This is a genomic window from Streptomyces sp. P5F9, assembly GCF_057961495.1.
Genome location: NZ_JBXVPZ010000048.1, coordinates 1 through 23,216 on the forward strand (window position 1 = coordinate 1; position 23,216 = coordinate 23,216).

Genomic DNA, 23,216 nt, shown 5'->3' on the forward strand with positions numbered 1-23,216 from the left:
CGCCTACATGGTCGGCGACCACTTCAGCGTCCTGCGGCTGGGCACGATGGAACTCTCCGCCGAACGCAGCGAGATCACGCTGGAAGAGCTCACCAACCACATGGCGGGCGGCACCGAACTCGCCGCGCTCAAGCACGAGTTGTCCCAGGTACGCGGCGTCGACGTCGAGGAGCTCCCCGAGGAGAAGGACCTGAAGGCGCCGGTGGCCGCGTCTCCCGAAGGGACCGCCTGACATGTCGGACCGTCCCTTCCTGGACCGCATCCGGGTCGGCTCCGCCCCCGACTCGTGGGGCGTGTGGTTCCCGGACGACCCCCAACAGGTGCCGTGGCAACGGTTCCTGGACGAGGTCGCGCAGGCCGGCTACCCCTGGATCGAGCTGGGCCCGTACGGCTATCTGCCGACCGACCCGGCCCGGCTCACGGACGAGACCGCCCGGCGTGACCTGAAGGTCTCCGCGGGCACGGTCTTCACCGGCCTGCACCGGGGCCCGTCCGTCTGGGACGCGACGTGGGAGCACGTCAGCCAAGTCGCCGCGCTCACCCAGGCGATGGGCGCGCGGCACCTGGTCGTCATCCCCTCCTTCTGGCGGGACGACAAGACCGCCGAGCTCCTGGAGCCGCCGGAGCTGTCCGGCGAGCAGTGGGCCCACCTCACCAAGGGCATGGAGCGGCTCGGGCACGAGGTCAAGGAGGCGTACGGGCTCGACATCGTCGTCCACCCGCACGCCGACACCCACCTCGACACCGAGGACCACGTCGAGCGCTTCCTCGACTCGACCGACTCCGAACTGGTCAACCTCTGCCTGGACACCGGGCACTACGCCTACTGCGGCGGCGACAGCGTCAAGCTGATCGAGACGTACGGCGAACGCATCGGCTATCTGCACCTCAAGCAGGTCGACCCGGAGATCCTCGCCGACGTCGTCAGGAACGAGGTGCCGTTCGGACCGGCCGTGGCCCGCGGAGTGATGTGTGAACCGCCGTCCGGCGTACCGGAGTTGGAGCCGGTGCTGATCGCGGCGCAGCGCCTGGGCGTGGAGCTGTTCGCGATCGTCGAGCAGGACATGTACCCGTGCGAGCCGGACAAGCCGCTCCCCATCGCGGAGCGCACCCGCAAGTTCCTCCGTTCCTGCGGTGCCTGACGACCCGAAAGGACGGCCGATGGCCATGAACCCGCGCGACCCGCTCGGAGTGGCAGTCGTCGGAACCGGAAAAATGGGCGCCGACCACGTCCGCAGGATCCAGGACGTGGTCAACGGAGCCCGGGTGACCGCCGTCGTGGACATCGACGCGGAGCGCGCCAAACGGATCGCGTCCGGTGCCGACGGCTGCACCGCGTACACCGACCCGGCCGCGGCGATGGCGGCGGCCGACGTCGACGCGGTCCTGATCGCCTCACCGGGCCCCGCCCACGAGGCCGCCCTCCTCGCGGCCTTCGAGCACGACCTCCCGGTGCTGTGCGAGAAGCCGCTCACGCCGGACGCGGCCTCGGCGCTCCGGGTGATGGAGGCGGAGCTGCGCCTCGGCCACCGCCGGGTGCAGGTCGGCTTCATGCGGCGCTACGACGCCGAGTACATGAAGCTCAAGTCCCTTCTGGAAACAGGCCAGTTGGGCAGACCGCTCATGCTCCACAACCGGCACCGCAACGCCGCCAGCCCGCCCTTCTTCACCAGCTCCATGCTCATCAGCGACTCCGTGGCCCATGAGACGGACGTGACGCGCTGGCTGCTCGGCCACGAGATCACGGCGGTGACGGTGCTGCGCCCGCGCCCCACGGCGAGCGCGCCGGACGGTCTCCAGGACCCGCAGTTCGTCGTCTTCGAGACCGACGGCGGCGCGATCGTCGACGTCGAGATGTTCGTCAACTGCGGCTTCGGCTACCAGGTCCAGGCCGAGATCGTCTGCGAACGCGGCACCGCCCGCATCGGAGACGGCCACGCCATGGTCACCAACATGGCCGGCCGCTGGGGCGGCACCATCGCCCAGGACTACGTCGAACGCTTCGCCGACGCCTACGACCGCGAGATCCAGACCTGGGTCGACGCGACCCGTCACGGCGAGGTCACCGGGCCGAGCGTGTGGGACGGGTACGCGGCGGCGGCCGTGTGCGAGGCGGGGGTGCGGGCGCTGGAGGACGGCGTGCGCGTAGAGGTCGAGTTGGTGGAGCGGCCCGCGTTCTACCGGTGAGTGCGCGGGGCCGCCGTACCTGTCGCGGAAAAGTGTGACACTTCGCCGAGAAGTGTCACACTTTTCGCGGTCGGGGTCCCAGCCCCGCCTCCCGGTAGCACGCGTCGATCAACGTCATCGTCGCCACGGCGTCGTCCGCACCCATCGGCAGCGGCGAGCCACTTCTCAACCGGGCCGCGAACGCCTCCAGTTGATAGGTGTACGACGACCGCCGGCCGAGCCGCTCGGTGCGTTCGCCGTCCGTCGTCCGGATGACGACCCGGTCGTCCAGCTGCGGCAGCACGAAGTTCGGCGCGAACGCCTCACCGCGGCTGCCGACGATCCGGCAGCTCATCACCAGTTCGTCGTACGCCATGTGACAGCGGGCCGAGCCCGTGGCGCCGCTGGGGAAGACGAGGTCGGCGTCCAGCCACTCGTCGACGCCGGGTGCGCCCGCGCGTTCGCCGGCGCGGGCCTTCACCAACTGCGGGGCGCCGCCCGCCCAGGGGGCCAGCATCCGCTGGGCGTGCAGGCTGTAGCAGCCCAGGTCCATCACGGCGCCGCCGGCCAGGGCCAGGGACCAGCGCGGGTCGGTGTCCGGCGGGGCCGGGATCGCGACGAGCGTCTCGACGTGCCGGAGTTCGCCGAGTTCACCGGAGGCCAGCAGCTCGTGCAGGCGCCGGGTGACCGGGTGGAAGAGGTAGTGGAAGGCCTCCATGAAGACCGTCCCGGATGTGGCGGCGGCCTCCCTCACCTCGGCCGCCTCCTCCGCGTTGCTCGCCGACGGCTTCTCCGACAGGACGTGCTTGCCCGCCGCGACCGCGGCGAGGTTCCACGGTCCGTGCAGTCCGTTGGCGAGCGGGTTGTAGACGACCTCCACCTCCGGGTCGGCGATCAGGTCGGCGTAGGAGTCCGCGACCCGTTCGACGCGGTGCGCGGCGGCGTACGCCTCGGCCCGGGACCGGTCGCGCGCGGCCACCGCGACAACGCGGTGGCCGGTCGTCCGGGCGGGACCGATCAGGGAGTTCTCGGTGATCCGAGCCGCTCCCAGTACTCCGATGCGCAGGGGTTCCCGGCCCGGACCGCTCATGCCTCCCGTACCTCCTGGATGGTGACGGGGCGGTGCTCGTGCAGCGACAGGGTGCAGGCGTCGGCGATCCAGCCCGCCTCCAGGGCGTCCGCGACCGTGCACGGCGAGGTGCGGGTGCCGGCCACGACCTCGGTGAACGCGGTGAGTTCGGTGCGGTAGGCGGCCGTGAAGCGGTCCATGAAGAAGTCGTGCGGGGTGCCCGCCGGGAACGTCACGCCCGGCTCGACCGAGCGCAGCGGCAGCTTGTCCTCCAGGCCCACCGCGATGGAGTCCGCGAAGCCGTGGATCTCCATGCGGACGTCGTAACCCCGGGCGTTGTGCCGGGAGTTGGAGACCACCGCGATGGTGCCGTCGTCCAGGGTGAGGATCGCGCCGGTGGTGTCGGCGTCGCCCGCCTCCTTGATGTACTCGGCGCCCCGGTTGCCGCCGACCGCGTACACCTCGGTGACCTCGCGGCCGGTGACCCAGCGGATGATGTCGAAGTCGTGGACCGAACAGTCGCGGAAGATGCCCCCGGACGCCGCGATGTACGCGGCCGGCGGCGGCGCCGGGTCCAGCGTGGTGGAGCGCACGGTGTGCAGCTTGCCCAACTCGCCGGACTGTACGGCGGCGCGCGCGGCGACGAAGCCGGCGTCGAAGCGGCGGTTGTAGCCGATCTGGATCGGCACGTCGCTGCCCTCGACGGCCTTGAGGACCTGGACGCCCTCGGCCATCGTCTTGGCGACGGGCTTCTCGCAGAAGACGGGGATGCCCGCCTCGACGGCGGCCAGGATCAGGCCGGGGTGGGCGTCGGTCGCCGCGGCGATGACGACACCGTCGATCCCGGCGGCCAGCACGGCCTCGGGGGAGTCCGCGACCTCGGCGCCGAACCGCTCGGCGGCCTTCTTCGCGGCCTCCGCGAACGGGTCGGCGACGACGAGGGACTCGACGACGTCGAGTCCGGACAGAGTCTCGGCGTGGAAGGCGCCGATGCGGCCGAGGCCGAGGATTCCGATGCGCATGAGGGCTCTTGCTTTCTTGAGAGGTGCGGGTTTGGTGCGGCGGTTTTCTTGCGGCGGGTCAATTGCCGGACGCGGACGGTCAGTCGAGGGCGCCCAGGACGTTCTGGTCCCAGTCGATCACCGAACCGGTGACCACTCCGGACCGGTCGGACAGCAGGAACACCACGAAGTCGGCGATCTCGTCCGGCTGGCCGAGCTTGCCCATCGGCTGACGGGCGGCGGCCTGCTCGCGCCAGTCGTCGCCCGCGCCGTGGAAGGCGCGTTGGGTGGCGTCCTCGCCTTCGGTGTCGGTCCAGCCGATGTTGACGGTGTTGATCCGGATCCGGTCGAAGCGGTGCGCGTGCGCGGCGTTGCGGGTCAGGCCCGCGAGACCGGCCTTGGCCGTGGAGTACGGGGCGAGGTAGGGCGGGCCGCCGTGGGCGCAGTTGGAGCCGATGTTGACGATCGTGCCCGGCGCCTTGCGGGAGGTCATGTCGGCGACCGCCGCCTGCATGGCGAAGAACGGTGCCTTCAGGTTGATCGCCATGTGCTGGTCGAACAGTTCGGGTGTGGTGTCCAGCAGTGAGCCGCGTGAGGTCAGCCCGGCCGCGTTGACGAGGCAGTCGACGCGCCCAAAAGCCTCGACGGCCCGTACGACGCTGTCGCGTGCCTGCGCCGGATCGGCGAGGTCGGCCCGCACGAAGCGGGCGCCGGTGTCCGCGGTGAGCTTCTCGCCCACCTCCGCGCGGCGGCCGGTGAAGACGACCTTCGCGCCCTCGCGCACCGCCGCCCGCACGATCGCGGCGCCCACGCCCTGACTGCCGCCGTTGACGAGGAGGACCTTGTCGTCGAGAAGTCGAAGCCCCATGGTGCTCATTGGTGTTCCCTCAGCTCTCTCGCCGCTCGGCACCGGCCCGCAGTTCCCCGCGGAGTGCCTGCGGGTCCCAGGCCTCACGCACCGCGCGGCGCACGAGGTCGGCCTGCGAAGGCGGGGCCAGCCCCTCGACCGGCGGGTCGTTGTCGAGGTTGGTCGGGAACGGATAGCCCTCGGCGCTCGCCGCGACGACCGTGTCCAGCCACTCCTCGCCCACGCCCTCGGCCTTGCGCTGGAGCAGGACCGGGTAGACGGCGTTGCTGACGGCCTCGCGGTCCACCGTCTCCATGGCCCGCCCGAACGCGGAGGACACCTGGAGCAGGTTGGCCATGCGCCGCACGTCCGCCGTGCGGTTGGTGCCGGCCGCGTGGAAGAGCGCCGGGTTGAAGAACGCGGCATCGCCCTTGGCGAGCGGGAGTTGGATGTAGTGCGACTCGAAGTAGGCCTGGAATTCCGGGAGTCGCCACGCCAGATAGCCCGGCTCGTACTTCTGGGAGTGCGGCAGATACATCGTCGGGCCGGACTCGACTGGCATGTCGCAGTGCGCGACCGCCCCTTGGAGCGTGAGCACGGGGGAGAGACGGTGCACGTGTGCCGGATATTCGGCGGCGACCTCGTTCGTGAGGAACCCGAGGTGGTAGTCGCGGTGCACGGTCTGCGCGGCGCCGCCCGGGTGGACCACGTTGATCTGCGAGGTGACCTGGTAGCCGGGGCCGAGCCACGCGACGGACACCAGGGCCAGGATGTCGTTCGCGTAGTAGTCGGCGAACGCCTCCGGGTCGTAGAGCGCGGCCTTCTCCAGCGCGTTCCACACCCGGTCGTTGGCCCCGGGCTTCGCGAAGTGGTCCCCGGCGCCCGCGCCCGAGGCGCGCTGCTCGGCGATCAGGGCCTCGAACACCTCGGTGGAACGGTCCACCACCGACAGGTCCGGGAAGGCGCCCTTGAGGACCACGATGCCGGGCCCCTCGGCGAACGCCCGCACCAGCTCGGCCTGCACCTCGCGGCGCTCGCCGGCCGCCACGGACTTGCGGAGCCGGTCGCTGTCGTAGACGAGGACGTTCCGCTCGACCGAGGACGCGAACGGGAAGTCGGCCAGGTCGGTCGGCTGCTCGACGAGCGCGCGGAAGGTGTCGAGGTCGCAGTCCTGCTCGGCGAGCCAGGCGCGGGTTCCTGCTGATGTGAAGGACATCGTCGTCCCCTCGGGTCACGGAGCGGTGCGGTCCTGTCATTCTTGTCAGTACAAACCCTTCGAACAACCAGCAGCAAGCCATCAAAAACCCCTCAAGGAGATGACCGGTGGGACACCCCTTCCCGATCCGGGAAATCGCACGTCAGGCGGGTCTCAGTGAGGCCACCGTGGACCGGGTGCTGAACGGCAGGGGCGGTGTGCGCGAGAGCACCGAGCGTGAGGTGCGCCAGGCCATCGCCGATCTCGACCGGCAGCGCACCCAGGTCAGGCTCGTCGGCCGTACGTTCATGATCGACATCGTGATGCAGACGCCGGAGCGCTTCTCCACCGCCGTACGGAACGCGCTGGAGGCGGAGCTGCCCGACCTGCACCCGGCCGTCGTGCGCTCGCGTTTCCACTTCCGGGAGACCGCGCCGGTGAAGGAGCTGGTCGGGACCCTGGACAGGATCGTGCGGCGCGGCTCGCAGGGCGTCATCCTCAAGGCGCCGGACGTCCCCGAGATCACCGCCGCCGTCGGACGGCTCGTCGCCGCCGGGATCCCGGTCGTCACCCTGGTCACCGACCTGCCCGCGAGCGCCCGCCTGGCCTACGTCGGCATAGACAACCGGGCGGCGGGCGCGACGGCCGCCTACCTGATGGGCCAGTGGCTCGGCGACCGCCCCGGCAACGTCCTCACCAGCCTGAGCAGCGGTTTCTTCCGCAACGAGGAAGAACGCGAGATGGGCTTCCGCAGCACCATGCGCGCCCGCTACCCGGAACGCGCGCTCGTCGAGATCACCGAGGGCCACGGCCTGGACGCCACCCAGTACGAGCTCGTCCGGGCCGCCCTCAAGCGCGACCCGGACATCCGCGCGGTCTACTCGATCGGCGGCGGCAACATCGCGACCCTGCGCGCCTTCGCCGACCTGGGCCGCGAGTGCGCCGTGTTCGTCGCGCACGACCTCGACCACGACAACACCCGGCTGCTGCACGAGCAGCACCTGTCGGCCGTCCTCCACCACGACCTGCGCCAGGACGTCCGCGAGGCCTGCCGCATCGTCATGCGCGCACACGACGCCCTGCCGCCCGCGGGCCCGACCCTGCCGTCCGCGATCCAGGTCGTCACGCCCTACAACCTGCCTACGACACCGCCGCGTTGACCCCGTTCAGCGGTTGAGTCGGCTCACAGGTTGATCGCGTACGCCTTGCGCAGCGTCTCGTGCACCGTCCACGTCGTACGGTCGCCCTCGCGCAGCACGGCCAGGTCCCCGGGACCGACCGTCAGCGTCTCGCCGCCCTCGACCTCGATCGTGGCCGAACCGCTGATCACGACGAACAACTCGTCCGCCTCCGTGTCGGTGACCACACCCGGCGTGATCTGCCAGATCCCGCGGATCTGCTTGCCGTCCTCGGACTCCCACACGACCTTCCCGGTGACCTCGGGCGTACCGGAGACGATCTGCGCCGGATCGAGCGGCTCGGGTTCGAGCTCGGCGTCGGGGATACGGACTACGAAACTGTGCGTCATGCCGCGACCCTAGCCGGGGTGGACCGGTCCAGGCGTGGACACTGTGTGGGGTATCGGCCCAGGTCGGAGGACACTTCGTCGCGAAGTGGCGGCCCGGGCGGGGCCGGGTGATCGTGGAGGGCATGGCGCAGACCACGGCAGCCGTCCCCGAGCCGCACCCCCACCCGCACGAGACCCGGGAGAACATCCTCTTCGGGGGCGTCTACGGCTCCGTCCTCGCCTGCTCGATGGTCGCCGCGCTCACCCAGTACGGGCACACCGACACGGCCAGCCGCCGCTACGACGCCCTGTGGCTGCTGGTGACCGCCGCCGCCTCGGCACTCGCCCACGGGTACGCCCACTACATCGCCGAGCGCGCCCCGCACCGCCGCTGGGACGCTCTGCGCACCCTGCGCGACGAGTGGCCCCTGGTCGCCGCCGCGCTGCCCACCGTGCTGCTGCTCGCCGGGGCGGGCTGGGGGTGGTGGCCCGCGAACGGCGTCGAGTACGCGGCGTTCGTCCTCAACATCGCGCTGCTGTTCTGCCTGGGGCTGGTCACGGCCCGCTGGTCGGCGCGGAGTTGGGTGGCCGCCGTGGCAATCGGGGCGGTGGACGCGCTGCTCGGGGTGGTGGTCGTCGTGGCCAACGCCCTGATCAAATAGGCCCGTTCGGTCTGTTCAGCCTGTTCACCAAACGGCACCCGCCTACAGGACGCCCTACGGAACGTCCCGGTAACCGCGCAGCTTGCGGTACAGCGTCGCCCGCCCGATCCCCAACGCGGCAGCAGCCCGCGCCTTGTTGCCCCCGTGCCGGCGCAACGCCGCCAGGATCGCCGTGCGTTCGGCATGCTCCATCGGGCTGAGCCGCCGGGCCGCGGGACCCTCCCGCACGGGATCGGGCAACTCGGCCCGCCGCACCGGGCCGGTGACCCGCCGGTGTTCCGCCAACGCCCTGACGACATGGGCGAGTTCGGTGACGTTCCCGGGCCAGGGGTGTTCCTCCAGGGCCCGGAGCGCGTCCAGGGTCCAGGTGAGCGGCGGCTGTCCCGGCACCGGGCGGGGCGCCAGGACCGGCAGCAACTCCCTTATGTCCTCCGGGCGTTCACGCAACGCGGGCACGGTCACCGAGCGGGCGGCCAAAGTGTCCAGGAGGCGCTGGAAGCACGGGCCCGGGGGAGTGCCGGGCGTGTAGGTGACCAGCAGATGGATGTCCGGGTGCTCGTCGAGCAGGGAGTTGAGCGCGGCGACGTCCGGCTGGGCCAGCCGTTCCGCGTGCCGCAGGAGCAGCGGGCGGCCGTCGGCCAACTCGCTGTACTTCACGCCCAGTTCGGGCGACTCGGCGGCATCGGCGACCAACGGCACGGTCCCGTCGAGCAGTTCACGGGCCAGCGCGGTCTTGCCGCTCCCGCGCTCACCGGTCAGCAGCAGCGGCTCATGGACCCGGGCCAGCTCCACCGCCCGGGCGACCGCGTGCCGCCAGGGCACCGAACCACCCGCGAGCGCCAGCGCGGGGCGCGGAGCGAGACGCGGCACCGGCACCTCGGCGGCGCGCGCTTCCAGGACGGCGACGATCCCGAGGACGCGGCCCTCATGCCGTACGGGTGTGATCTCGGCGGTGCACCCGGCACCGTCGGGGAGCGTCACGTCGTAGGACTGCTCCCGCACTGGACGGCATACGGCGTCGTTGGACCGTTCCACCACGGGACCGCTCCCGGCGTCGGCCCGCCGCTCCCGGCTCGAACCGCCCCCGGCGTCGTGGGACCGTTCCAACACCGGACCGCACCCGGTGTCCTGAGGCGGCCGTGAGTCGTGGGGCGGCCGTGAGTCGTGGGGCGGCCGTGCGCCGGAGGTGCGCTCGCTCGTGCTGGACCGTTCCAACGCGGCCAGTACCTGGGGTGTCGCGAGGCGGACGGCGGCCTCGCTGACGATGCGGTTGCGGCCGTCGAGGGCGACGATCGCGCGGTCCGGGCTGTGGGCGGCCGCCCGGGTGTAGGCGTCGAGGAGCACCCGTTCGGCGGTGCGGGAACGGGCGAGTAGTTCCGCTTCGACCGCGGTGGCTGTCGCTTCGGCGAGGGCGGACCCGGGGTGCGGGCCGCAGCCGGCGCACAGGGCGGACGCTACGGTCACCGTGCCGACTGCCTGCCCGGTATCCGGGGCGAGCAGGGGGACGCTGACGGCGGACACGTCCTGCCACACGTCGAGGAAGTGCTCGGGGCCGTGCACCTCGGCCCGGCGCCGGGCGCGCAGGGCGAGGGCCGCGCTGTTGTGGCCCACCTCGCGCTCGGACAGGTCGCGGCAGCGGTCGTCGCCGGGGACCTCGCCCGTGGTCCACAGCACCCGCAGACGCTCGTCGGTGAGGAGCAGCGCCGAGTGGCCGAGCGCCGGCGCGATGCGCTCCAGGACGGGCCGCGCCGCCTCCAACAGGGCGGATTCGGCGAGGAGTTCGGGCTCATGGACCGGTCCATCGAGGTCGTGCCGTACGCCGAAGAAGCGGGCGCGGCGCCAGGCCGCGAGGACCTCGTCCGGGACGTCGTCGGGCAGTGGGCGGCCGCTCAGGAACCGCTCGCGTGCCTGGCGGAGCGGGGCGAGGGCGGGGGAGTGATCCAGGGTGGTCATGACGCCTCTCACCGTATCGGGCCCGTGGCGGCGGCCGCCGAGGGGCTGTAACTGTCTCGTAATGAGACACCCGAGCAGGTCCGGCCCGCATCATGATCGTGAAGAGTCGGTGCCTTTCTCACCTCTGCCTCACCCTGTCTCAACCTGACCCACCTCCGTCGCACCCCTGCCTCACCCCTGGAGCGTCCCGCCGTGCACGTTGTCGAGACCGACGTACTGATCGTGGGCAGCGGCCCGGCCGGGGCCTGTGCCGCGCTGGCACTGAGCACCTACGGCGTGCCCCACATCGTCGTCACGCGCTACTCGCGCCTCACCAGGACGCCCCGCGCGCACATCACCAACCAGCGCACCATGGAGATCCTGCGCGACCTCGGCGTCGAGGACGAGGTGCTGGCCAAGGCGACGCCGCAGAACCTGATGGGCAACACCACGTTCTGCACCAGCCTCGCCGGCGAGGAGCTGGGCCGGATCCGTTCCTGGGGCAACGAACCGCTCGTGCAGGCCGCCCACGACCTGGCCAGCCCGACCCGCATGTGCGACATGCCGCAACACCTGATGGAGCCGGTCCTGATCGACGCGGCGCTCGCGCGCGGCTCCAACGTCCGCTTCAGCACGGTCTACAAGTCCTTCGTCCAGGACGAGGACGGCGTCACGGTCACCGTCGAGGACCGGCTGCGCGGCGACGAGTACCAGATCCGCGCCAAGTACCTCATCGGCGCCGACGGCGGCCGCTCGCAGGTCGCCGAGGACGCCGGGCTGCCGATGGGCGGCCAGATGGGCGTCGCGGGCAGCATCAACATCGTCTTCGACGCGGACCTGTCGAAGTACACCGCCCACCGGCCCTCCACCCTCTACTGGGTGCTCGCCCCCGGCGCCACCGTCGGCGGCATCGGCGCGGGCCTGGTGCGCTGCGTCAAGCCCTGGAACGAGTGGCTGATCGTGTGGGGTTACGACGTGAGCGCCGGCGCCCCCGACCTCACCGAGGAGTACGCCCTGTCCGTCGTCCGGCAGTTGGTCGGCGACGACGAGATCCCGGTGACCATCAAGTCGTCCTCCGCGTGGACGGTCAACGAGATGTACGCCGAGACCTACGCCAACGGCCGTGTCCTGTGCGCCGGTGACGCCGTGCACCGTCACCCGCCGTCGAACGGGCTCGGCTCCAACACGTCGATCCAGGACGCCTACAACCTGGCCTGGAAGCTGAAGCTGGTCCTCGACGGCACCGCCACGCCGAAGCTCCTCGACAGCTACGACGCCGAACGCGCCCCCGTCGGCAAGCAGATCGTCACCCGCGCCAACAAGTCCATCGGCGAGACCGCCCCGATCTTCGAGGCGCTCGACGGGCTTTCGCCGCAGACGCCCGAGCAGTTGTGGGCCAACATCGAGGCCCGCAAGGACGCCACGGAGGCCGCGGCCAAGCAGCGGGCCGCGCTGCGCGAGGCGATCGCCTTCAAGGTGTACGAGTTCAACGCGCACGGTGTCGACCTCAACCAGCGCTATTCCGCGGAGAGTTCGACCGCCGTCGTCCCGGACGGCACGCCCGATCCCGGCTTCGAACGCGACCGCGAGCTGTACCACCAGCCCAGCTCCCGCCCCGGCGCCAAGCTCCCGCACGCCTGGATCACCTCCGGCTCCCGCACCGTCTCGACCCTCGACACGGTCGGCAAGGGCCGCTTCACCCTCCTCACCGGCATCGGCGGCGAGGCCTGGGTGCGCGCGGCGCAGGCGCAGTCCCTGGACATCGCCACGGTCGTGATCGGCCCCGGCCAGGAGTACGACGACCCGTACGGCGACTGGGCCCGCCTCAGCGAGGTGTCCGACGGGGGCGCGCTCCTCGTCCGCCCCGACGGCTATGTCGCTTTCCGCCACGCCGACGCGGCCGAGAACGCCGGACAGTTGCTCACGGACGCGTTGCGACGCATCCTCGGGCACGGCTGACATGTCACACAGGGGCAGTTCGCACAGGGTAGGGAGCCGCAATGACCACTGACGTCACCGTCACGGACGAGGCCGTCGCCAGTCTGGAGGGGACGGCCGATCCCCGCCTGCGTGAACTGCTGACCGGCCTGATCCGGCACCTCCACGCGTTCGCGCGGGAGACCCGCCTCACCCAGGCGGAGTGGGAGCGGGCGATCGGCTTCCTGACGGAGACCGGGAAGATGTGCACGGACACCCGGCAGGAGTTCATCCTCCTGTCGGACGTGCTCGGCCTGTCGATGCTGGTGGAGACCATCAACGGTGACCGGGCCGCCGGTTCCACCGAGTCGACGGTCCTGGGCCCCTTCCACATGACCGAGTCGCCGGTCCGCGAACTCGGCGCGAACATCGACCTGGTGGGCGGCGGCGAGCCCTGCGTGGTCAGCGGCCGGATCGTCTCCGGCGACGGCACCCCGCTGCCCGGCGCCCTCCTCGACGTGTGGCAGGCCGACGGCCACGGCTTCTACGACGTGCAGCAGCCGGACGTCCAACCCCCGGGCAACGGACGGGGGTTGTTCACCGCGGACGCCGAGGGCCGCTTCTGGTTCCGCACCTGCGTCCCGAGCCCGTACCCCATCCCCACGGACGGCCCCGTCGGCGAACTCCTCAAGGCCACCGGCCGCCACCCCTACCGCCCGGCCCACATCCACTTCATCGCCTCGGCCGAGGGCCACTCCCCGGTCACCACCCACATCTTCGTGGCGGGCAGCGACTACTTGGACTCCGACGCCGTCTTCGCCGTCAAACAGAGCCTCGTCGAGGACTTCACCCCGACCGACGACCCGTCCCTGGCAAGGGAGTTCGGCATCGAGAACCCCTTCCGCCACGCCCGCTTCGACCTCGTCCTGGACCGCGCGTGAAGGACTTCCTGGACTTCGCCTACGATGCCCGGCCCATGCGTGTCGTGTTCCGCCCCGGCGCCGCGCTCACCGCGACCGCAGGAGAGGCCGAACGGCTCGGTCTGCGGCGGGTGTTGGTGCTCTCGGGCGCCCGGGGTGCCGAGACCGCGCGGGCGGTCGCAGACTCGCTGGGGGAGGTGTGCGTCGGGGTGCACGCCGAGGCGAAGATGCACGTCCCGGTCGAAGTCGTCGACCGTGCGGTCGAGTTGGCGCGCACGCTGGGCGCCGACGGCTGCGTCGCGGTCGGCGGCGGCTCCGCGGTCGGCCTCGGCAAGGCGATCGCCCTGCGCACCGGCCTCCCGCTGATCGCCGTCCCCTCCACCTACGCCGGCTCCGAGATGACCCCGGTCTGGGGCCTCACCGAGAACGGCGCCAAACGCACCGGCCGCGACCCCGCCGTCCTGCCCCGCAGCGTCGTCTACGACCCCGAACTCACCCTGGAACTCCCCGTACCGCTCACGGTGACCAGCGGCATCAACGCGATCGCGCACGCCGTGGAAGCCCTCTACGCCCCGGACACCTCACCCCTGATCGCCCTCATGGCGGAGGAGGGCGTAGGGGCTTTGGCGGGCGCACTGCCCCAACTGGCCGCCGAACCACGGTCGTTGGCGGCCCGGGGTGGTGCCCTGTACGGGGCCTGGCTGTGCGGTTCCTGCCTCGGCGCCACGACCATGGGCCTGCACCACAAGCTGTGCCACGTCCTCGGCGGCACCTTCGGCCTGCCGCACGCGGAGACGCACACGGTGGTCCTGCCGTACGCGCTGGCGTACAACGCGCCCGCCGCACCGCTGACGGCCTCCGTCGTGGCCCGCGCACTGGACGCCGACGACGCACCGCGCGCCCTGTGGGACCTGGCGAGGCGGCTCGACGCACCGCGCTCGCTCGCCGAACTCGGCATGAAGGAGGGCGACTTGGCGACGGCGGCGGCACAGGCGGTGAGTCAGGCATACGCCAACCCCCGGTCCGTCACCGAGGACGGGGTGCTCGCGCTGCTGCGCGCGGCGTACGAGGGAACGCCCCCCGCGTAAACGGCCGTTCAGAGGTCCGCGTGGTCAGTGGTTCGTGCGGACGCCGTCCAGCGCGATCGCCAGGACGCGGTCGCGCTGGGTGTCGTCCACGAACGTCGTGCCGGTGACCCCGGCCACCAGGCGCAGCAGATCACCGAAGTCCATGTCCGTGCGGGCCAGGCCCGCCTTCTGTGCGCGCTCGAACAGCGGGCCGCCCGCCGAGAACATCGACTCGCGGCAGGTCCCGAAGATCTCCGAGTCGTTGTCCAGCGCCTCGCGCACCGCCTGCTTGGTCACCATGTAGCCCGCGAACCGGTTCAGCCACGAGGTCAGCGCCTCCCACGGCTCTTGGTCGGCGACGGTCAGAGCGGCCTGGCACAGGGCGTTCACGTCGTCCGCGTAGACGCTCTCGAAGAGGGCCCGGCGGGTCGGGAAGTTGCGGTAGAGGGTGCCGATGCCGACACCCGCACGGCGCGCGATGTCCTCCAGGGACGCCTCCGCACCGTGCTCCGCGAAGGCCTCGCGCGCGGCGGCCAGCAGGGCGTCGTAGTTGCGGGCCGCGTCCTTACGGTGTGGGCGCTGTGCGGCGACGATCTCGCTGACGGGGAACGGCTGGGCCGTCACGGGTGCCTCCCAGGGGCGGGCTCGGTTGAACCGGAGGTATGCCTCCGCTATGGTGGAGGGGTACCTCCACTTTAGCAGTGTGGGCGCGTTCCGCCGCCACGCCGTGCGCGGGCGCACCCCCGTTCGCTTGTTCCGGAGAGGCTCTCGATGCCCCGCAAGTCCTCCCGCCTCACCTTCGCGGTCCTCGCGACCGGTGCGGGCGTGTTCGCCATGCTGCAGTCGCTGATCGCGCCGGCCCTGCCGACCGTCCAGCACGCGCTGCACACCTCCCAGTCCACCGCGACCTGGGTGATGACGGCCTACCTGCTGTCCGCCTCGGTCTTCACCCCGATACTCGGCCGCGTCGGCGACCTGGTCGGCAAGAAGCGCACCCTCGTCGCCGTCCTCGTCGCGGTGCTGGCCGGCTGTCTGGTCGCCGCGCTCGCCCCCAACATCGGCGTCCTGATCATCGCCCGGGTCGTCCAGGGTGTCGGCGGCGCGCTGTTCCCGCTGTCCTTCGGCATCATCCGGGACGAGTTCGACGCGTCCCAAGTCCCGGGCAGCATCAGCAACTTGTCGGCCGTGATCGCCGCGGGCGGTGGCGTCGGCATGGTGGCCGCCGGTCCCATCGTGACCGCGCTCGACTACCGCTGGTTGTTCTGGTTCCCCGTCGCCATCGTCGCCGTCACCACCCTCATCGCCGTGCGCTACGTCCCCGAGTCGCCCAACCGCGCCCAGGGGCACGTCAATTGGCTCGGCGCCGTGCTCCTTTCCGGCTGGCTGGTCGCCCTGCTGCTGCCGCTGAGCCAGGCCGGTATCTGGGGCTGGGGCTCCGTGCGGGTCGTCGGCCTGTTCGCCGCGGCCGTCGTCCTCTTCGCGGCCTGGCTGTTCTCGGAGGCCCGCTCCCGCAGCCCGCTCATCGACCTGAAGGTGATGCGCCTGCCGTCCGTGTGGACGACCAACACTGCCGCGCTGCTGTTCGGCGCGGGCATGTACGCGATCTGGTCCTTCCTGCCCGGCTTCGTCCAGACCCCGTCGTCCGCCGGCTACGGCTTCGGCGCCAGCGTGACCGCGTCCGGCCTGCTGATGCTCCCGATGCTGATCGCGATGTTCGTCTCGGGTGTGCTCAGCGGCCACCTGGAACCGATCGTCGGCGCCAAGACCCTGCTCACCACCGGTGCCGCCCTCGGCGCGGTCGCCTGCGCGATCCTCGCCCTCTGGCACGACCAGCAGTGGCAGATCGCTGTGGTGGCAGGCATCTTCGGCCTCGGCATCGGACTCGCCTTCGCCTCCATGGCCAACCTCATCGTCGGCAGCGTCCCGCCCGAGCAGACCGGCGCCGCCACCGGCATGAACGCCAACATCCGCACCATCGGCGGCTCGATCGGCGCCGCGGTCACCAGCGTCCTGGTCACCGGCCACCTCCAGGCATCCGGCCTGCCCTACGACTCCGGGTACACCCACGGGTTCACGCTGCTGGCGGTGCTGCTCCTCGGCGCCGCGCTGGCCGCGCTCCTGGTGCCGGCGCGCCGGTCCGGCCGTAGCGGAGGAAGGACCGTCAGCGCCTCCGAGTCGGGGCTCCTGAAGGCGGAGGAGGAGGCGTCTGTGATGGCTCCCGGCGCCCTGAACTGACCCGGCCGGTGTGCCAGCATGAACCGATGATCGAAGAGAGCGCGCGGCGCTTCCGTGCCGAACTCCTGGACGTCCACCGGCTCCGGCTCGTCGAGACCGCCGCTCCTCGGCTCACGCCCGAGGAGCGGCTGGCCATGGACGAGGTGTGGGACGCGAAGGTACGGGACAACCCGAGCTACTTCGACGGGCCGGTCCTCGTGTGCGCGGGCACGCGGCGGGAGGGCCCGGACGAGCTGACCGTCTCCTGGGTCCGGACGACGTACCGGCACTTCGCCCTGCGGCGCGTCCCGTTCTCGACCACGTGGCTGCCGTCGTTCTTCGTCTCCGTCCTCCAACCGGCCGACGACGGACGCCTGTTGGTCGGCCGCATGTCGAACTCCACGGCGGCACCGGGACGTTGGCAACTGCCGGGCGGATCGCTCGAACCCCCCGAGGACGACGAGCCGCTCGACATGGCGGCCCTGCACCGGCACGCCGCACGGGAGTTGGTCGAGGAGACCGGCATCGACACCTCGCCCGACGACCTCACCTACTGGAACGTGACCCGCGCCGGAAACGGCAGCATCGGTGTCCTGTTCCGCGCCCCGTCCCTCCCGGAGGCCAGGCTGCGCGAGCGGTTCGAGGCGATGGCGGCGGCGGAGCGGGCCCAGGGCCGCGACCCGGAACTGGACCGCATCGCCCTGATCCGCTCGGCCGCCCAACTCCCGCTCCTGGTGGGCCCGCACGCGGACTACCTGGAGCCGATCGTCAGCCGTTACGAGGCATCGGCGGCGGACCGGGCGTAACGGGTGTCTCGATATGAGACACCCGTTTCACCGCCGGAGCGCCAAGGATCGAGGGCATGTCGTCTGGCGCCGTATGCCGGTACGACTGCTGTGAAGAAAGGTGATCACCATGGCCCTCGCACTGCTCCGGCGCCGGCGGCCCCAAGGCGCCTCCGCCACGGCGGTGGGCCTCTCGCTCCCCCTTCCGCCCGGCGCGGGCGGCTTCGGCCGTGAGATCGTCGACCCGATGGGCGTGCCCATGGCGTCCGCCGACGTGACGGTGACGGCGCTCGACTCGCACCGCGTCACGGCCTCCGGTACGACCGACCCGTACGGCTTCTTCCTCGCGGCCCTGCCGCCCGGCCGCTACGGCCTCCTCGTCTCGGCCCAGGGACTCCAGCCGCACCAGGAGACGGTCGAGATCGTCGCCGGAACCGCCGAGCCCACGGAACGCGTCTGGCTCCAGCCCGGCCGCGCCCAGGAACTCCCGCCGCCCGGCACTTGGCTCTTCGACCCGCCGCACACCGCGATCCGCTTCATCGCCAAGCACGTCGGAATGGCCCATGTGCACGGCCGGTTCGAGCGGTTCCAGGGCGGTATCCAGATCGCCCAGGAGATGACCGACTCCCGGGTCCACGTCCGCATCGACGCGTCCAGCATCACCACCGGCAACACCACGCGGGACAACCACCTGCGCTCCGGTGACTTCCTCGACGTGGAGCGCTACCCGTACATCGACTTCGCCAGCACCCGGTTCGCCTACCGGGGCGGCAGCAAGTGGACACTGCAGGGTTCGCTGACGATGCACGGCGTGAGCCGCTCGGTGAACCTGGACACCACCTACCTGGGCACGGTCAACGGCGGCTACGCCGAGGAACTCCGCTGCGCCGCCCTGGCCACGGCCGAGCTGCACCGCGAGGACTACACCCTGAACTGGCGCAGCATGCTGGCCCGGGGCATCGCCGTCGTGGGCCCCACCGTCCAGCTGGAGTTGGACATCCAGGCGATGTACCGCACCCACGACACCCCGACGCCGCCGAAGTGACCTGCCACATGCGGTAGGGTTTACCTGCGTGTTCACCCGGCCGACCGGGTGCGGCGCAAGCGGGACGTGGCGCAGCTTGGTAGCGCACTTGACTGGGGGTCAAGGGGTCGCAGGTTCAAATCCTGTCGTCCCGACAGTGTGAAGGGTCTTCGCAGGCGAGAGTCTGCGGGGGCCCTTTTCGTATGGGTCGTTTCCGGTCTTCGGGGTTGAGCATGCCGCTCATCGGGGCCGCTCGCTGCGGGCGGGGAACGACCCGGAGACGACCCGCTACAACTATCTGCTGGCGGCTGACCAGTTGGGCCGCTACCTGGGGGTATTCGCCGGACCCAGAGGCTGACGACGCGGCCGAGGATCCGACCGACGTCAGCCGCGCGCACATTGAGGCGTTCCAGGCGTGGATGAATCGAGACGAGGTCGGCGTCGACGGCGCTGAACAACCACAAGGCACTACAGCAGTTCTTCAAGTGGCTGATGCTGGATGAGGGCGAGATCGACTCCTGGCCGGCCTGCTCGCCCTCGCCCTCTCCCTCAACGTCACCGAACTGCTGCTCGCGGATGCGTACGGGCGGGCGGCTTGCGACGCCGTGGGCCCGCTGTTGCTGATCCGTTGGGCCGAGATCGACCCTGGCCTGCTGCAAGCCATCAGCAGTATCCGTGCCGTCGCCGACGGTGCGCCGACATTGCCGAGCGGTGGTTCAAGCACTTCCGGAGGACGGCGCCGATGATCTTCTTGAGCGGGCTCGGGCGGAGGATGTCCGGCACTGGCACGCCCACCGGTGGCCGATTTCTGCCGAAACGCTCCGTAAGCGATTGCATATCGGCGCCGCACGATCCCGCTCGCTGGTCGCTGTCTTGCGCACCGGCAGTGCTGGCGAGGTCGGCAGGGGGTTCCGGGCTGTTCTAGGTCTGCTGTTCGAGGCTGTACCACCAGCAGGTTCTTGGTCTGCTGGTGGTACACCTTGTGTGGGGCTGTGACCAGGTCAAACGACGGTTTAGGCCGCGGTGAACGGAGAGTTGGCCCGGACATGGTCCGGATGTTGACCGTCCAACATCATCGTCATGGGCGACGCGGCCCACGCCATGAGCCCCGCCCTGGCGTCGGCACTGACACCGCACTGCGCGACGCGCACACTCTGGGTGAGCAACTGCTCGCAGTCACCGCCGGCGACAGGCTGCTCCTAGACGGCAATACGGCCTAGCAGCAGGCCATGCGCGATTACGCTCACCACCCACTCATACGGAACTGGCCGAAGTCACCACACGCCCTGGCGTCTGCGACGGGTGAATCGCGACGACGGCGATCATCGCCTTCGTCTCGGCATGAGCTGGTGTTGGCGGCTTTGCTCTGCCGTCCAGGCCTCAGGGTGCTGCGGGCACGGATGAGTCTTCCTGTCGCTTGACCGGCCGGCGGACTCGACCGTCCGGCCTGTCCCTGCGTGATCGGTACGGTGGTCCCGGGACGACGAGAGAGGCGGCGCTGCCGTGGGTGTGGAAGCGGAGATCAGGTCGGCGAAGGAGGCCGCGGATCACGAGCTCATCTTGGCGTTCGGGCGACTGCAGGGGGCGGCGAACCGGCTGGAGTACATCCTGGGCCGGGCGCTGGAGGTGGAGTGCGGCATCAGTCATCTGGTCTTCGAGGTGCTGCTGATCCTCGGGCGCGCGGGCGAGCCGGGGCTTTCCATGCGGGCCATCGCCCAGGAGCAGGTGCTGACCACCGGCGGTGCCACCCGGCTGGTGGATCGCATGCAGGCGGCGGGTTTCGTGACGCGCGCGGACTCTCCCGACGACCGGCGCGGAAAGCTGGTGCGGCTGACGCCGCTGGGCGAGGAGACGGTCGTACGCGCGTCCCGGGTCCACCTGGAGAACATCAAGCGGTACCTCGTGGACCCGCTGCCCGCGGCGGACCGGAAGCGGTTCGCGGAGGATCTCCGCATCCTCAGCCACACGGCCCGGGATCTGCTGCCCCGGCTGCCCTGACCTGCGGACCAGCGGCCACGCTGGTGTAATGACGTGGTCAGCCACACTCATGTGCCCCACCTCACACGAGCCTTGAAATATCTGACACGTCAGTTACTGTTCTGTCAGGTGAATCGCTCGCAACCCGCGGGCGCACATCTCTGCCGAGGTCTTCGATGAAGCTCGTCTACGTCTTCGACGCCTACTGCGGCTGGTCGCACGGGTTCTCCGGAACACTGAGCGAGGTCGCCGCCCGTCACCCCGAACTGCCGGTCGAAGTCGTCTCCGGCGGACTGTTCACCGGGTCGCGCCGGGTGCCCGTCCGCGAGTTCGGCTACGTCCAGGGCGCGAACGCCAAGATCGCCGAGCTGACCGGCGCCGAGTTCGGCGAGGCGTATGAGCGACTGATCGCCGACGGCTCCTTCGTGATGGACTCCGACGCCGCCGCCCGCGGTGTCGCAGCCCTGCGCCAGGCCGCCCCCGACCGCGCGGCGGAGCTGGCTGCGGCCCTTCAGCACGCCTTCTACGTCGACGGACGCAGCCTGTCCGACGCGGCCACCTACCGAAAGGTCGCCCAGGCCGCCGGGCTCGACGCGGATGCCGTGGTCGACGCCTTCGAAGCCCCCGACACACAGGCCGCGGCCCACGCCGACTTCCGCCGCGCGGTCCAGCTCGGCGTTACCGGGTTCCCCACGCTGCTGGCCGTCGACGGAGACTCCGTCACCCCGCTGGCCTACGGCCAGGCCACCGCCGACGAGGTCGACGCACGCTTCGCCGCCCACTGATCTTCCCCTGCCCCACTCCATCCCTTGCACGTAGGAGCCCCCGCATGAGCACCCTCTCCTTCAAGGTCCTCGACCTCGACTTCCCGGCCGGCAGCAAGAACAAGACCGCCACCCTCGTCACCGGCGAGAACGACGCCCTGCTGGTCGACGCCGGCTTCACCCGCGCCGACGGCCACCGCCTCGCCGCCGAGATCCTCGACTCCGGCAAGAAGCTCACCACCGTCTTCGTCAGCCACGCCGACCCGGACTTCTACTTCGGCGCCGAAGTCATCGCCGACGCCTTCCCCGACGCGACGTTCGTCGCCACCCCGCTCGTCATCGAGCACATCCAGCACTCCTACGAGGGCAAGCTCAAGGCGTGGGCCGCGCTCGGCCCGAACCTGCCCACCCGCCTGGTCGACCTGACCGCGCTGACCGGCGACCTCGCCCTGGAGGGCCACCGCTTCGAGCTCAAGGGCGGGCCGGCCGCGCTGCCCGACCGCCACTACCTGTGGCAGGCCGAGCACCGTGCCCTCCTCGGCGGCGTCCTGCTCTTCCAGCAGGAGCACGTCTGGGTCGCCGACACCCCCACCCCGGGCGACCGCGCCGCGTGGATCGACCTGCTCGACGAAATGGCCGCGCTGCGGCCGGAGTTGGTTGTCCCCGGCCACCGTCTGCCCGGTACGGCGGCGGACGCGTCCGCCATCTCCGCGACCCGCGAGTACCTCCTCGCCTTCGAGGAGGAGCTCGGCCAGGCGTCCGACGGCGCCGCGCTGACGGAGGCGCTGGTCAAGCGCTACCCCGACAACGGCATGCTGATCGCCGCCCAGATCGGTGCGAAGGTTGCCAAGGGTGAGATGAAGTGGGGCTGACCATGGCCGAGTTCGCGACCTCCACCGCACCCGCCGATGTCGTACGGCGTCAGTACCTCGCCTCCGCGGCGGGTGACCTTGAGGCCCTTCGGGCCACGCTGGCCCCCGACGTGGAGTGGACGGAGATGGCCGGCTTCCCCCTCGCCGGTACCTACCGCACCCCCGACGGCGTCACCGCCGGTGTGATGGAGAAGTTGGGCCAGGACTGGGACGGCTGGACCGCCCACGACGACACCTACGTCGTCGACGGCGAGAACGTCGTCGTCCTCGCCCGCTACACCGCGGCCAACAAGGCGACCGGGAAGCCGATCGCCGTCCGCGTCGCCCACCACTTCGTCGTACGCGCAGGACACATCGTCCGCTTCGAGCAGTTCGTCGACACCGCGCTCGTCCGCGACGCCATGACCGTCTAGCGTCCGCGACGCCATGACCGTCTAGCGTCCGCGACGCCATGACCGTCTAGACGTACGCACGAGCCAGCATCCCCCCAGAGAGCAGGAGAGGCTTGTGTCCGCTGCCGACAACAAGGCGCTCGTCATCGCGTTTTACGAGCAGGCGTTCAACGACTACCAGCCGGAGCAGGCCGCCGCCGCGCATCTCGGTGAGAGCTACACCCAGCACAACCCGGAGGCGCAGGACAGTCCGCAGGCGTTCGTCGGCTACGTCCACTGGCTGCGCGGCCAGTTTCCCGACCTGCGCCTGGACATCAAGCGGGCTGTCGCCGAAGGGGACTTGGTCGTCACCCACAGCAACCTGCATCTCAAGCCCGGCGACCGCGGCATGGCCGTCGCCGACTTCTGGCGCGTCGCCGACGGAAAGATCGTCGAGCACTGGGACGTGATCCAGGAGGTGCCCGAGAAGAGCGCCAACGACAACACCATGTTCTGAGTTCCGCGCCCGCATCCGGGCCGGGACCGGTCCGCCTCACGGGTCGTGCCACCCGCCGTCGACCTCCGCACCACCCCGCCGTGCGCCGCGGCACATGCTGCGGTACACGGCCCGCTCTTGAGGCTGCTTCAGGCGAACCGAACGCCACCGTCGTCCTGGTATACGGGCCACGGACATCTCCTGGATCTTCGGTCCGTTGCGGGCGGGGCGTGCACCCCTTTTCTTTGCGGAGCCACCCGCCGCTGCTCCCGCCGGCCTTCCGCCCGTTCGTCGGGGCCACCGTTTTGCATCCGCTCCGCCCACCCACCGCATCTGTCTCACCTGACCAGGTCGCGGCCGTCCTGAGCCGCGCTGCGCGCTGTCGACGCGGCATGACTCCCGGGCGCCACCGCACCAGCGCTTGGTCTTC

General features: G+C 70.8%; 22 protein-coding genes, 1 tRNA gene and 1 pseudogene. 17 read left to right on the forward strand and 7 right to left on the reverse strand.

The genetic code is table 11. From position 1 onward, the window contains the following. From AC31A1_RS11345 to AC31A1_RS11355, 3 genes and pseudogenes are all read left to right on the forward strand, one after another. A pseudogene (locus AC31A1_RS11345) lies at window positions 1-232 on the forward strand (sugar ABC transporter ATP-binding protein); the annotation flags it as partial. Between the two features lies 1 nt (window position 233). After that, complete coding sequence (locus AC31A1_RS11350) at window positions 234-1,142, forward strand: sugar phosphate isomerase/epimerase family protein (RefSeq protein WP_489653144.1); 909 nt, start codon at window positions 234-236, stop codon at window positions 1,140-1,142. Window positions 1,143-1,167: 25 nt separating this feature from the next. Continuing rightward, window positions 1,168-2,187, forward strand: a complete 1,020-nt coding sequence (locus AC31A1_RS11355; RefSeq protein ID WP_489653172.1) for a Gfo/Idh/MocA family protein — start codon at window positions 1,168-1,170, stop codon at window positions 2,185-2,187. 55 nt (window positions 2,188-2,242) lie between these two features. Here AC31A1_RS11355 and AC31A1_RS11360 read toward each other — a convergent pair whose 3' ends face one another. From AC31A1_RS11360 to AC31A1_RS11375, 4 genes are all read right to left on the reverse strand, one after another. Further along, window positions 2,243-3,256 (reverse strand): Gfo/Idh/MocA family protein, encoded by a 1,014-nt coding sequence (locus AC31A1_RS11360; RefSeq protein WP_489653145.1) that lies wholly within the window; start codon window positions 3,254-3,256, stop codon window positions 2,243-2,245. Then, window positions 3,253-4,257, reverse strand: coding sequence for a Gfo/Idh/MocA family protein (locus AC31A1_RS11365; protein WP_489653146.1), 1,005 nt, complete (start codon window positions 4,255-4,257; stop codon window positions 3,253-3,255). The genes AC31A1_RS11360 and AC31A1_RS11365 overlap by 4 nt, the downstream gene beginning before the upstream one ends. 79 nt (window positions 4,258-4,336) lie before the next feature. After that, window positions 4,337-5,104, reverse strand: coding sequence for an SDR family oxidoreductase (locus AC31A1_RS11370; protein WP_489653173.1), 768 nt, complete (start codon window positions 5,102-5,104; stop codon window positions 4,337-4,339). A gap of 19 nt (window positions 5,105-5,123) precedes the next feature. Then, window positions 5,124-6,299, reverse strand: a complete 1,176-nt coding sequence (locus tag AC31A1_RS11375) for a phytanoyl-CoA dioxygenase family protein (protein WP_489653147.1) — start codon at window positions 6,297-6,299, stop codon at window positions 5,124-5,126. Window positions 6,300-6,406: 107 nt separating this feature from the next. Here AC31A1_RS11375 and AC31A1_RS11380 point away from each other — a divergent pair, with 107 nt between their 5' ends. Beyond that, window positions 6,407-7,438 (forward strand): LacI family DNA-binding transcriptional regulator, encoded by a 1,032-nt coding sequence (locus AC31A1_RS11380; protein WP_393764089.1) that lies wholly within the window; start codon window positions 6,407-6,409, stop codon window positions 7,436-7,438. Between the two features lie 23 nt (window positions 7,439-7,461). Here the strand turns inward: AC31A1_RS11380 and AC31A1_RS11385 are convergent, their stop codons facing one another. Continuing rightward, the gene (locus AC31A1_RS11385) at window positions 7,462-7,806 is read right to left on the reverse strand and encodes a cupin domain-containing protein (protein ID WP_399003440.1); all 345 of its coding nucleotides are present in this window, start codon (window positions 7,804-7,806) and stop codon (window positions 7,462-7,464) included. A gap of 122 nt (window positions 7,807-7,928) precedes the next feature. Here AC31A1_RS11385 and AC31A1_RS11390 point away from each other — a divergent pair, with 122 nt between their 5' ends. Then, window positions 7,929-8,447 carry a hypothetical protein gene (locus AC31A1_RS11390; protein ID WP_489653148.1) on the forward strand — a complete coding sequence of 173 codons (519 nt, stop codon included), beginning with the start codon at window positions 7,929-7,931 and terminating at the stop codon, window positions 8,445-8,447. Window positions 8,448-8,501: 54 nt separating this feature from the next. Here the strand turns inward: AC31A1_RS11390 and AC31A1_RS11395 are convergent, their stop codons facing one another. After that, complete coding sequence (locus AC31A1_RS11395) at window positions 8,502-10,400, reverse strand: helix-turn-helix domain-containing protein (protein ID WP_489653149.1); 1,899 nt, start codon at window positions 10,398-10,400, stop codon at window positions 8,502-8,504. 192 nt (window positions 10,401-10,592) lie between these two features. Between AC31A1_RS11395 and AC31A1_RS11400 the strand changes: the two genes are divergently transcribed. Genes AC31A1_RS11400 through AC31A1_RS11410 form a run of 3 tightly spaced genes read left to right on the forward strand, consistent with a single transcriptional unit; the run spans window position 10,593 to window position 14,304 of the window. Beyond that, window positions 10,593-12,338, forward strand: a complete 1,746-nt coding sequence (locus tag AC31A1_RS11400; RefSeq protein ID WP_489653150.1) for an FAD-dependent oxidoreductase — start codon at window positions 10,593-10,595, stop codon at window positions 12,336-12,338. Window positions 12,339-12,379: 41 nt separating this feature from the next. Further along, a complete protein-coding gene (locus tag AC31A1_RS11405; RefSeq protein WP_489653151.1) occupies window positions 12,380-13,237 on the forward strand; it encodes an intradiol ring-cleavage dioxygenase in 858 nt (285 codons plus the stop codon). Next, window positions 13,234-14,304, forward strand: coding sequence for a maleylacetate reductase (locus AC31A1_RS11410; protein ID WP_489653152.1), 1,071 nt, complete (start codon window positions 13,234-13,236; stop codon window positions 14,302-14,304). The genes AC31A1_RS11405 and AC31A1_RS11410 overlap by 4 nt, the downstream gene beginning before the upstream one ends. A gap of 24 nt (window positions 14,305-14,328) precedes the next feature. Here the strand turns inward: AC31A1_RS11410 and AC31A1_RS11415 are convergent, their stop codons facing one another. After that, window positions 14,329-14,907 carry a TetR/AcrR family transcriptional regulator gene (locus AC31A1_RS11415; RefSeq protein WP_489653153.1) on the reverse strand — a complete coding sequence of 193 codons (579 nt, stop codon included), beginning with the start codon at window positions 14,905-14,907 and terminating at the stop codon, window positions 14,329-14,331. A 147-nt stretch (window positions 14,908-15,054) separates the two neighbouring features. On the opposite strand from AC31A1_RS11415, the gene AC31A1_RS11420 reads away from it, so the two are divergent. The 9 genes from AC31A1_RS11420 (at window position 15,055) to AC31A1_RS11460 (ending at window position 22,807) form a co-directional block, all read left to right on the forward strand. After that, window positions 15,055-16,518: an MFS transporter gene (locus AC31A1_RS11420; RefSeq protein ID WP_489653154.1), complete on the forward strand. Its 1,464-nt coding sequence runs from the start codon at window positions 15,055-15,057 to the stop codon at window positions 16,516-16,518. Between the two features lie 26 nt (window positions 16,519-16,544). Further along, window positions 16,545-17,303, forward strand: coding sequence for an NUDIX domain-containing protein (locus AC31A1_RS11425; RefSeq protein ID WP_489653155.1), 759 nt, complete (start codon window positions 16,545-16,547; stop codon window positions 17,301-17,303). 109 nt (window positions 17,304-17,412) lie between these two features. Next, window positions 17,413-18,327, forward strand: coding sequence for a YceI family protein (locus AC31A1_RS11430; protein WP_489653156.1), 915 nt, complete (start codon window positions 17,413-17,415; stop codon window positions 18,325-18,327). Between the two features lie 60 nt (window positions 18,328-18,387). Next, window positions 18,388-18,461: transfer RNA gene (locus AC31A1_RS11435), tRNA-Pro, on the forward strand. A 1,348-nt stretch (window positions 18,462-19,809) separates the two neighbouring features. Then, on the forward strand, window positions 19,810-20,304 hold the full coding sequence (locus AC31A1_RS11440) for a MarR family winged helix-turn-helix transcriptional regulator (RefSeq protein ID WP_489653157.1): 495 nt from the start codon (window positions 19,810-19,812) through the stop codon (window positions 20,302-20,304). Window positions 20,305-20,459: 155 nt separating this feature from the next. Beyond that, entirely contained in the window at window positions 20,460-21,068 is a 609-nt protein-coding gene (locus AC31A1_RS11445; protein WP_489653158.1) for a DsbA family protein, read from the forward strand. A gap of 44 nt (window positions 21,069-21,112) precedes the next feature. Next, window positions 21,113-21,919 (forward strand): MBL fold metallo-hydrolase, encoded by an 807-nt coding sequence (locus tag AC31A1_RS11450; RefSeq protein WP_489653159.1) that lies wholly within the window; start codon window positions 21,113-21,115, stop codon window positions 21,917-21,919. A gap of 2 nt (window positions 21,920-21,921) precedes the next feature. Continuing rightward, window positions 21,922-22,332 carry a nuclear transport factor 2 family protein gene (locus AC31A1_RS11455; protein ID WP_489653160.1) on the forward strand — a complete coding sequence of 137 codons (411 nt, stop codon included), beginning with the start codon at window positions 21,922-21,924 and terminating at the stop codon, window positions 22,330-22,332. 94 nt (window positions 22,333-22,426) lie between these two features. Further along, the gene (locus AC31A1_RS11460) at window positions 22,427-22,807 is read left to right on the forward strand and encodes a nuclear transport factor 2 family protein (RefSeq protein ID WP_164322459.1); all 381 of its coding nucleotides are present in this window, start codon (window positions 22,427-22,429) and stop codon (window positions 22,805-22,807) included. Window positions 22,808-23,216: the final 409 nt, after the last annotated feature.

Coding starts and splice junctions, on each gene's coding strand:
- AC31A1_RS11350 (WP_489653144.1), top strand. CDS start 234: ATGTCGGACCGTCCCTTCCTGGACCGCATCCGGGTCGGCTCCGCCCCC.
- AC31A1_RS11355 (WP_489653172.1), top strand. CDS start 1,168: ATGAACCCGCGCGACCCGCTCGGAGTGGCAGTCGTCGGAACCGGAAAA.
- AC31A1_RS11360 (WP_489653145.1), bottom strand. CDS start 3,256: ATGAGCGGTCCGGGCCGGGAACCCCTGCGCATCGGAGTACTGGGAGCG.
- AC31A1_RS11365 (WP_489653146.1), bottom strand. CDS start 4,257: ATGCGCATCGGAATCCTCGGCCTCGGCCGCATCGGCGCCTTCCACGCC.
- AC31A1_RS11370 (WP_489653173.1), bottom strand. CDS start 5,104: ATGGGGCTTCGACTTCTCGACGACAAGGTCCTCCTCGTCAACGGCGGC.
- AC31A1_RS11375 (WP_489653147.1), bottom strand. CDS start 6,299: ATGTCCTTCACATCAGCAGGAACCCGCGCCTGGCTCGCCGAGCAGGAC.
- AC31A1_RS11385 (WP_399003440.1), bottom strand. CDS start 7,806: ATGACGCACAGTTTCGTAGTCCGTATCCCCGACGCCGAGCTCGAACCC.
- AC31A1_RS11390 (WP_489653148.1), top strand. CDS start 7,929: ATGGCGCAGACCACGGCAGCCGTCCCCGAGCCGCACCCCCACCCGCAC.
- AC31A1_RS11395 (WP_489653149.1), bottom strand. CDS start 10,400: ATGACCACCCTGGATCACTCCCCCGCCCTCGCCCCGCTCCGCCAGGCA.
- AC31A1_RS11405 (WP_489653151.1), top strand. CDS start 12,380: ATGACCACTGACGTCACCGTCACGGACGAGGCCGTCGCCAGTCTGGAG.
- AC31A1_RS11420 (WP_489653154.1), top strand. CDS start 15,055: ATGCCCCGCAAGTCCTCCCGCCTCACCTTCGCGGTCCTCGCGACCGGT.
- AC31A1_RS11425 (WP_489653155.1), top strand. CDS start 16,545: ATGATCGAAGAGAGCGCGCGGCGCTTCCGTGCCGAACTCCTGGACGTC.
- AC31A1_RS11430 (WP_489653156.1), top strand. CDS start 17,413: ATGGCCCTCGCACTGCTCCGGCGCCGGCGGCCCCAAGGCGCCTCCGCC.
- AC31A1_RS11445 (WP_489653158.1), top strand. CDS start 20,460: ATGAAGCTCGTCTACGTCTTCGACGCCTACTGCGGCTGGTCGCACGGG.
- AC31A1_RS11450 (WP_489653159.1), top strand. CDS start 21,113: ATGAGCACCCTCTCCTTCAAGGTCCTCGACCTCGACTTCCCGGCCGGC.
- AC31A1_RS11455 (WP_489653160.1), top strand. CDS start 21,922: ATGGCCGAGTTCGCGACCTCCACCGCACCCGCCGATGTCGTACGGCGT.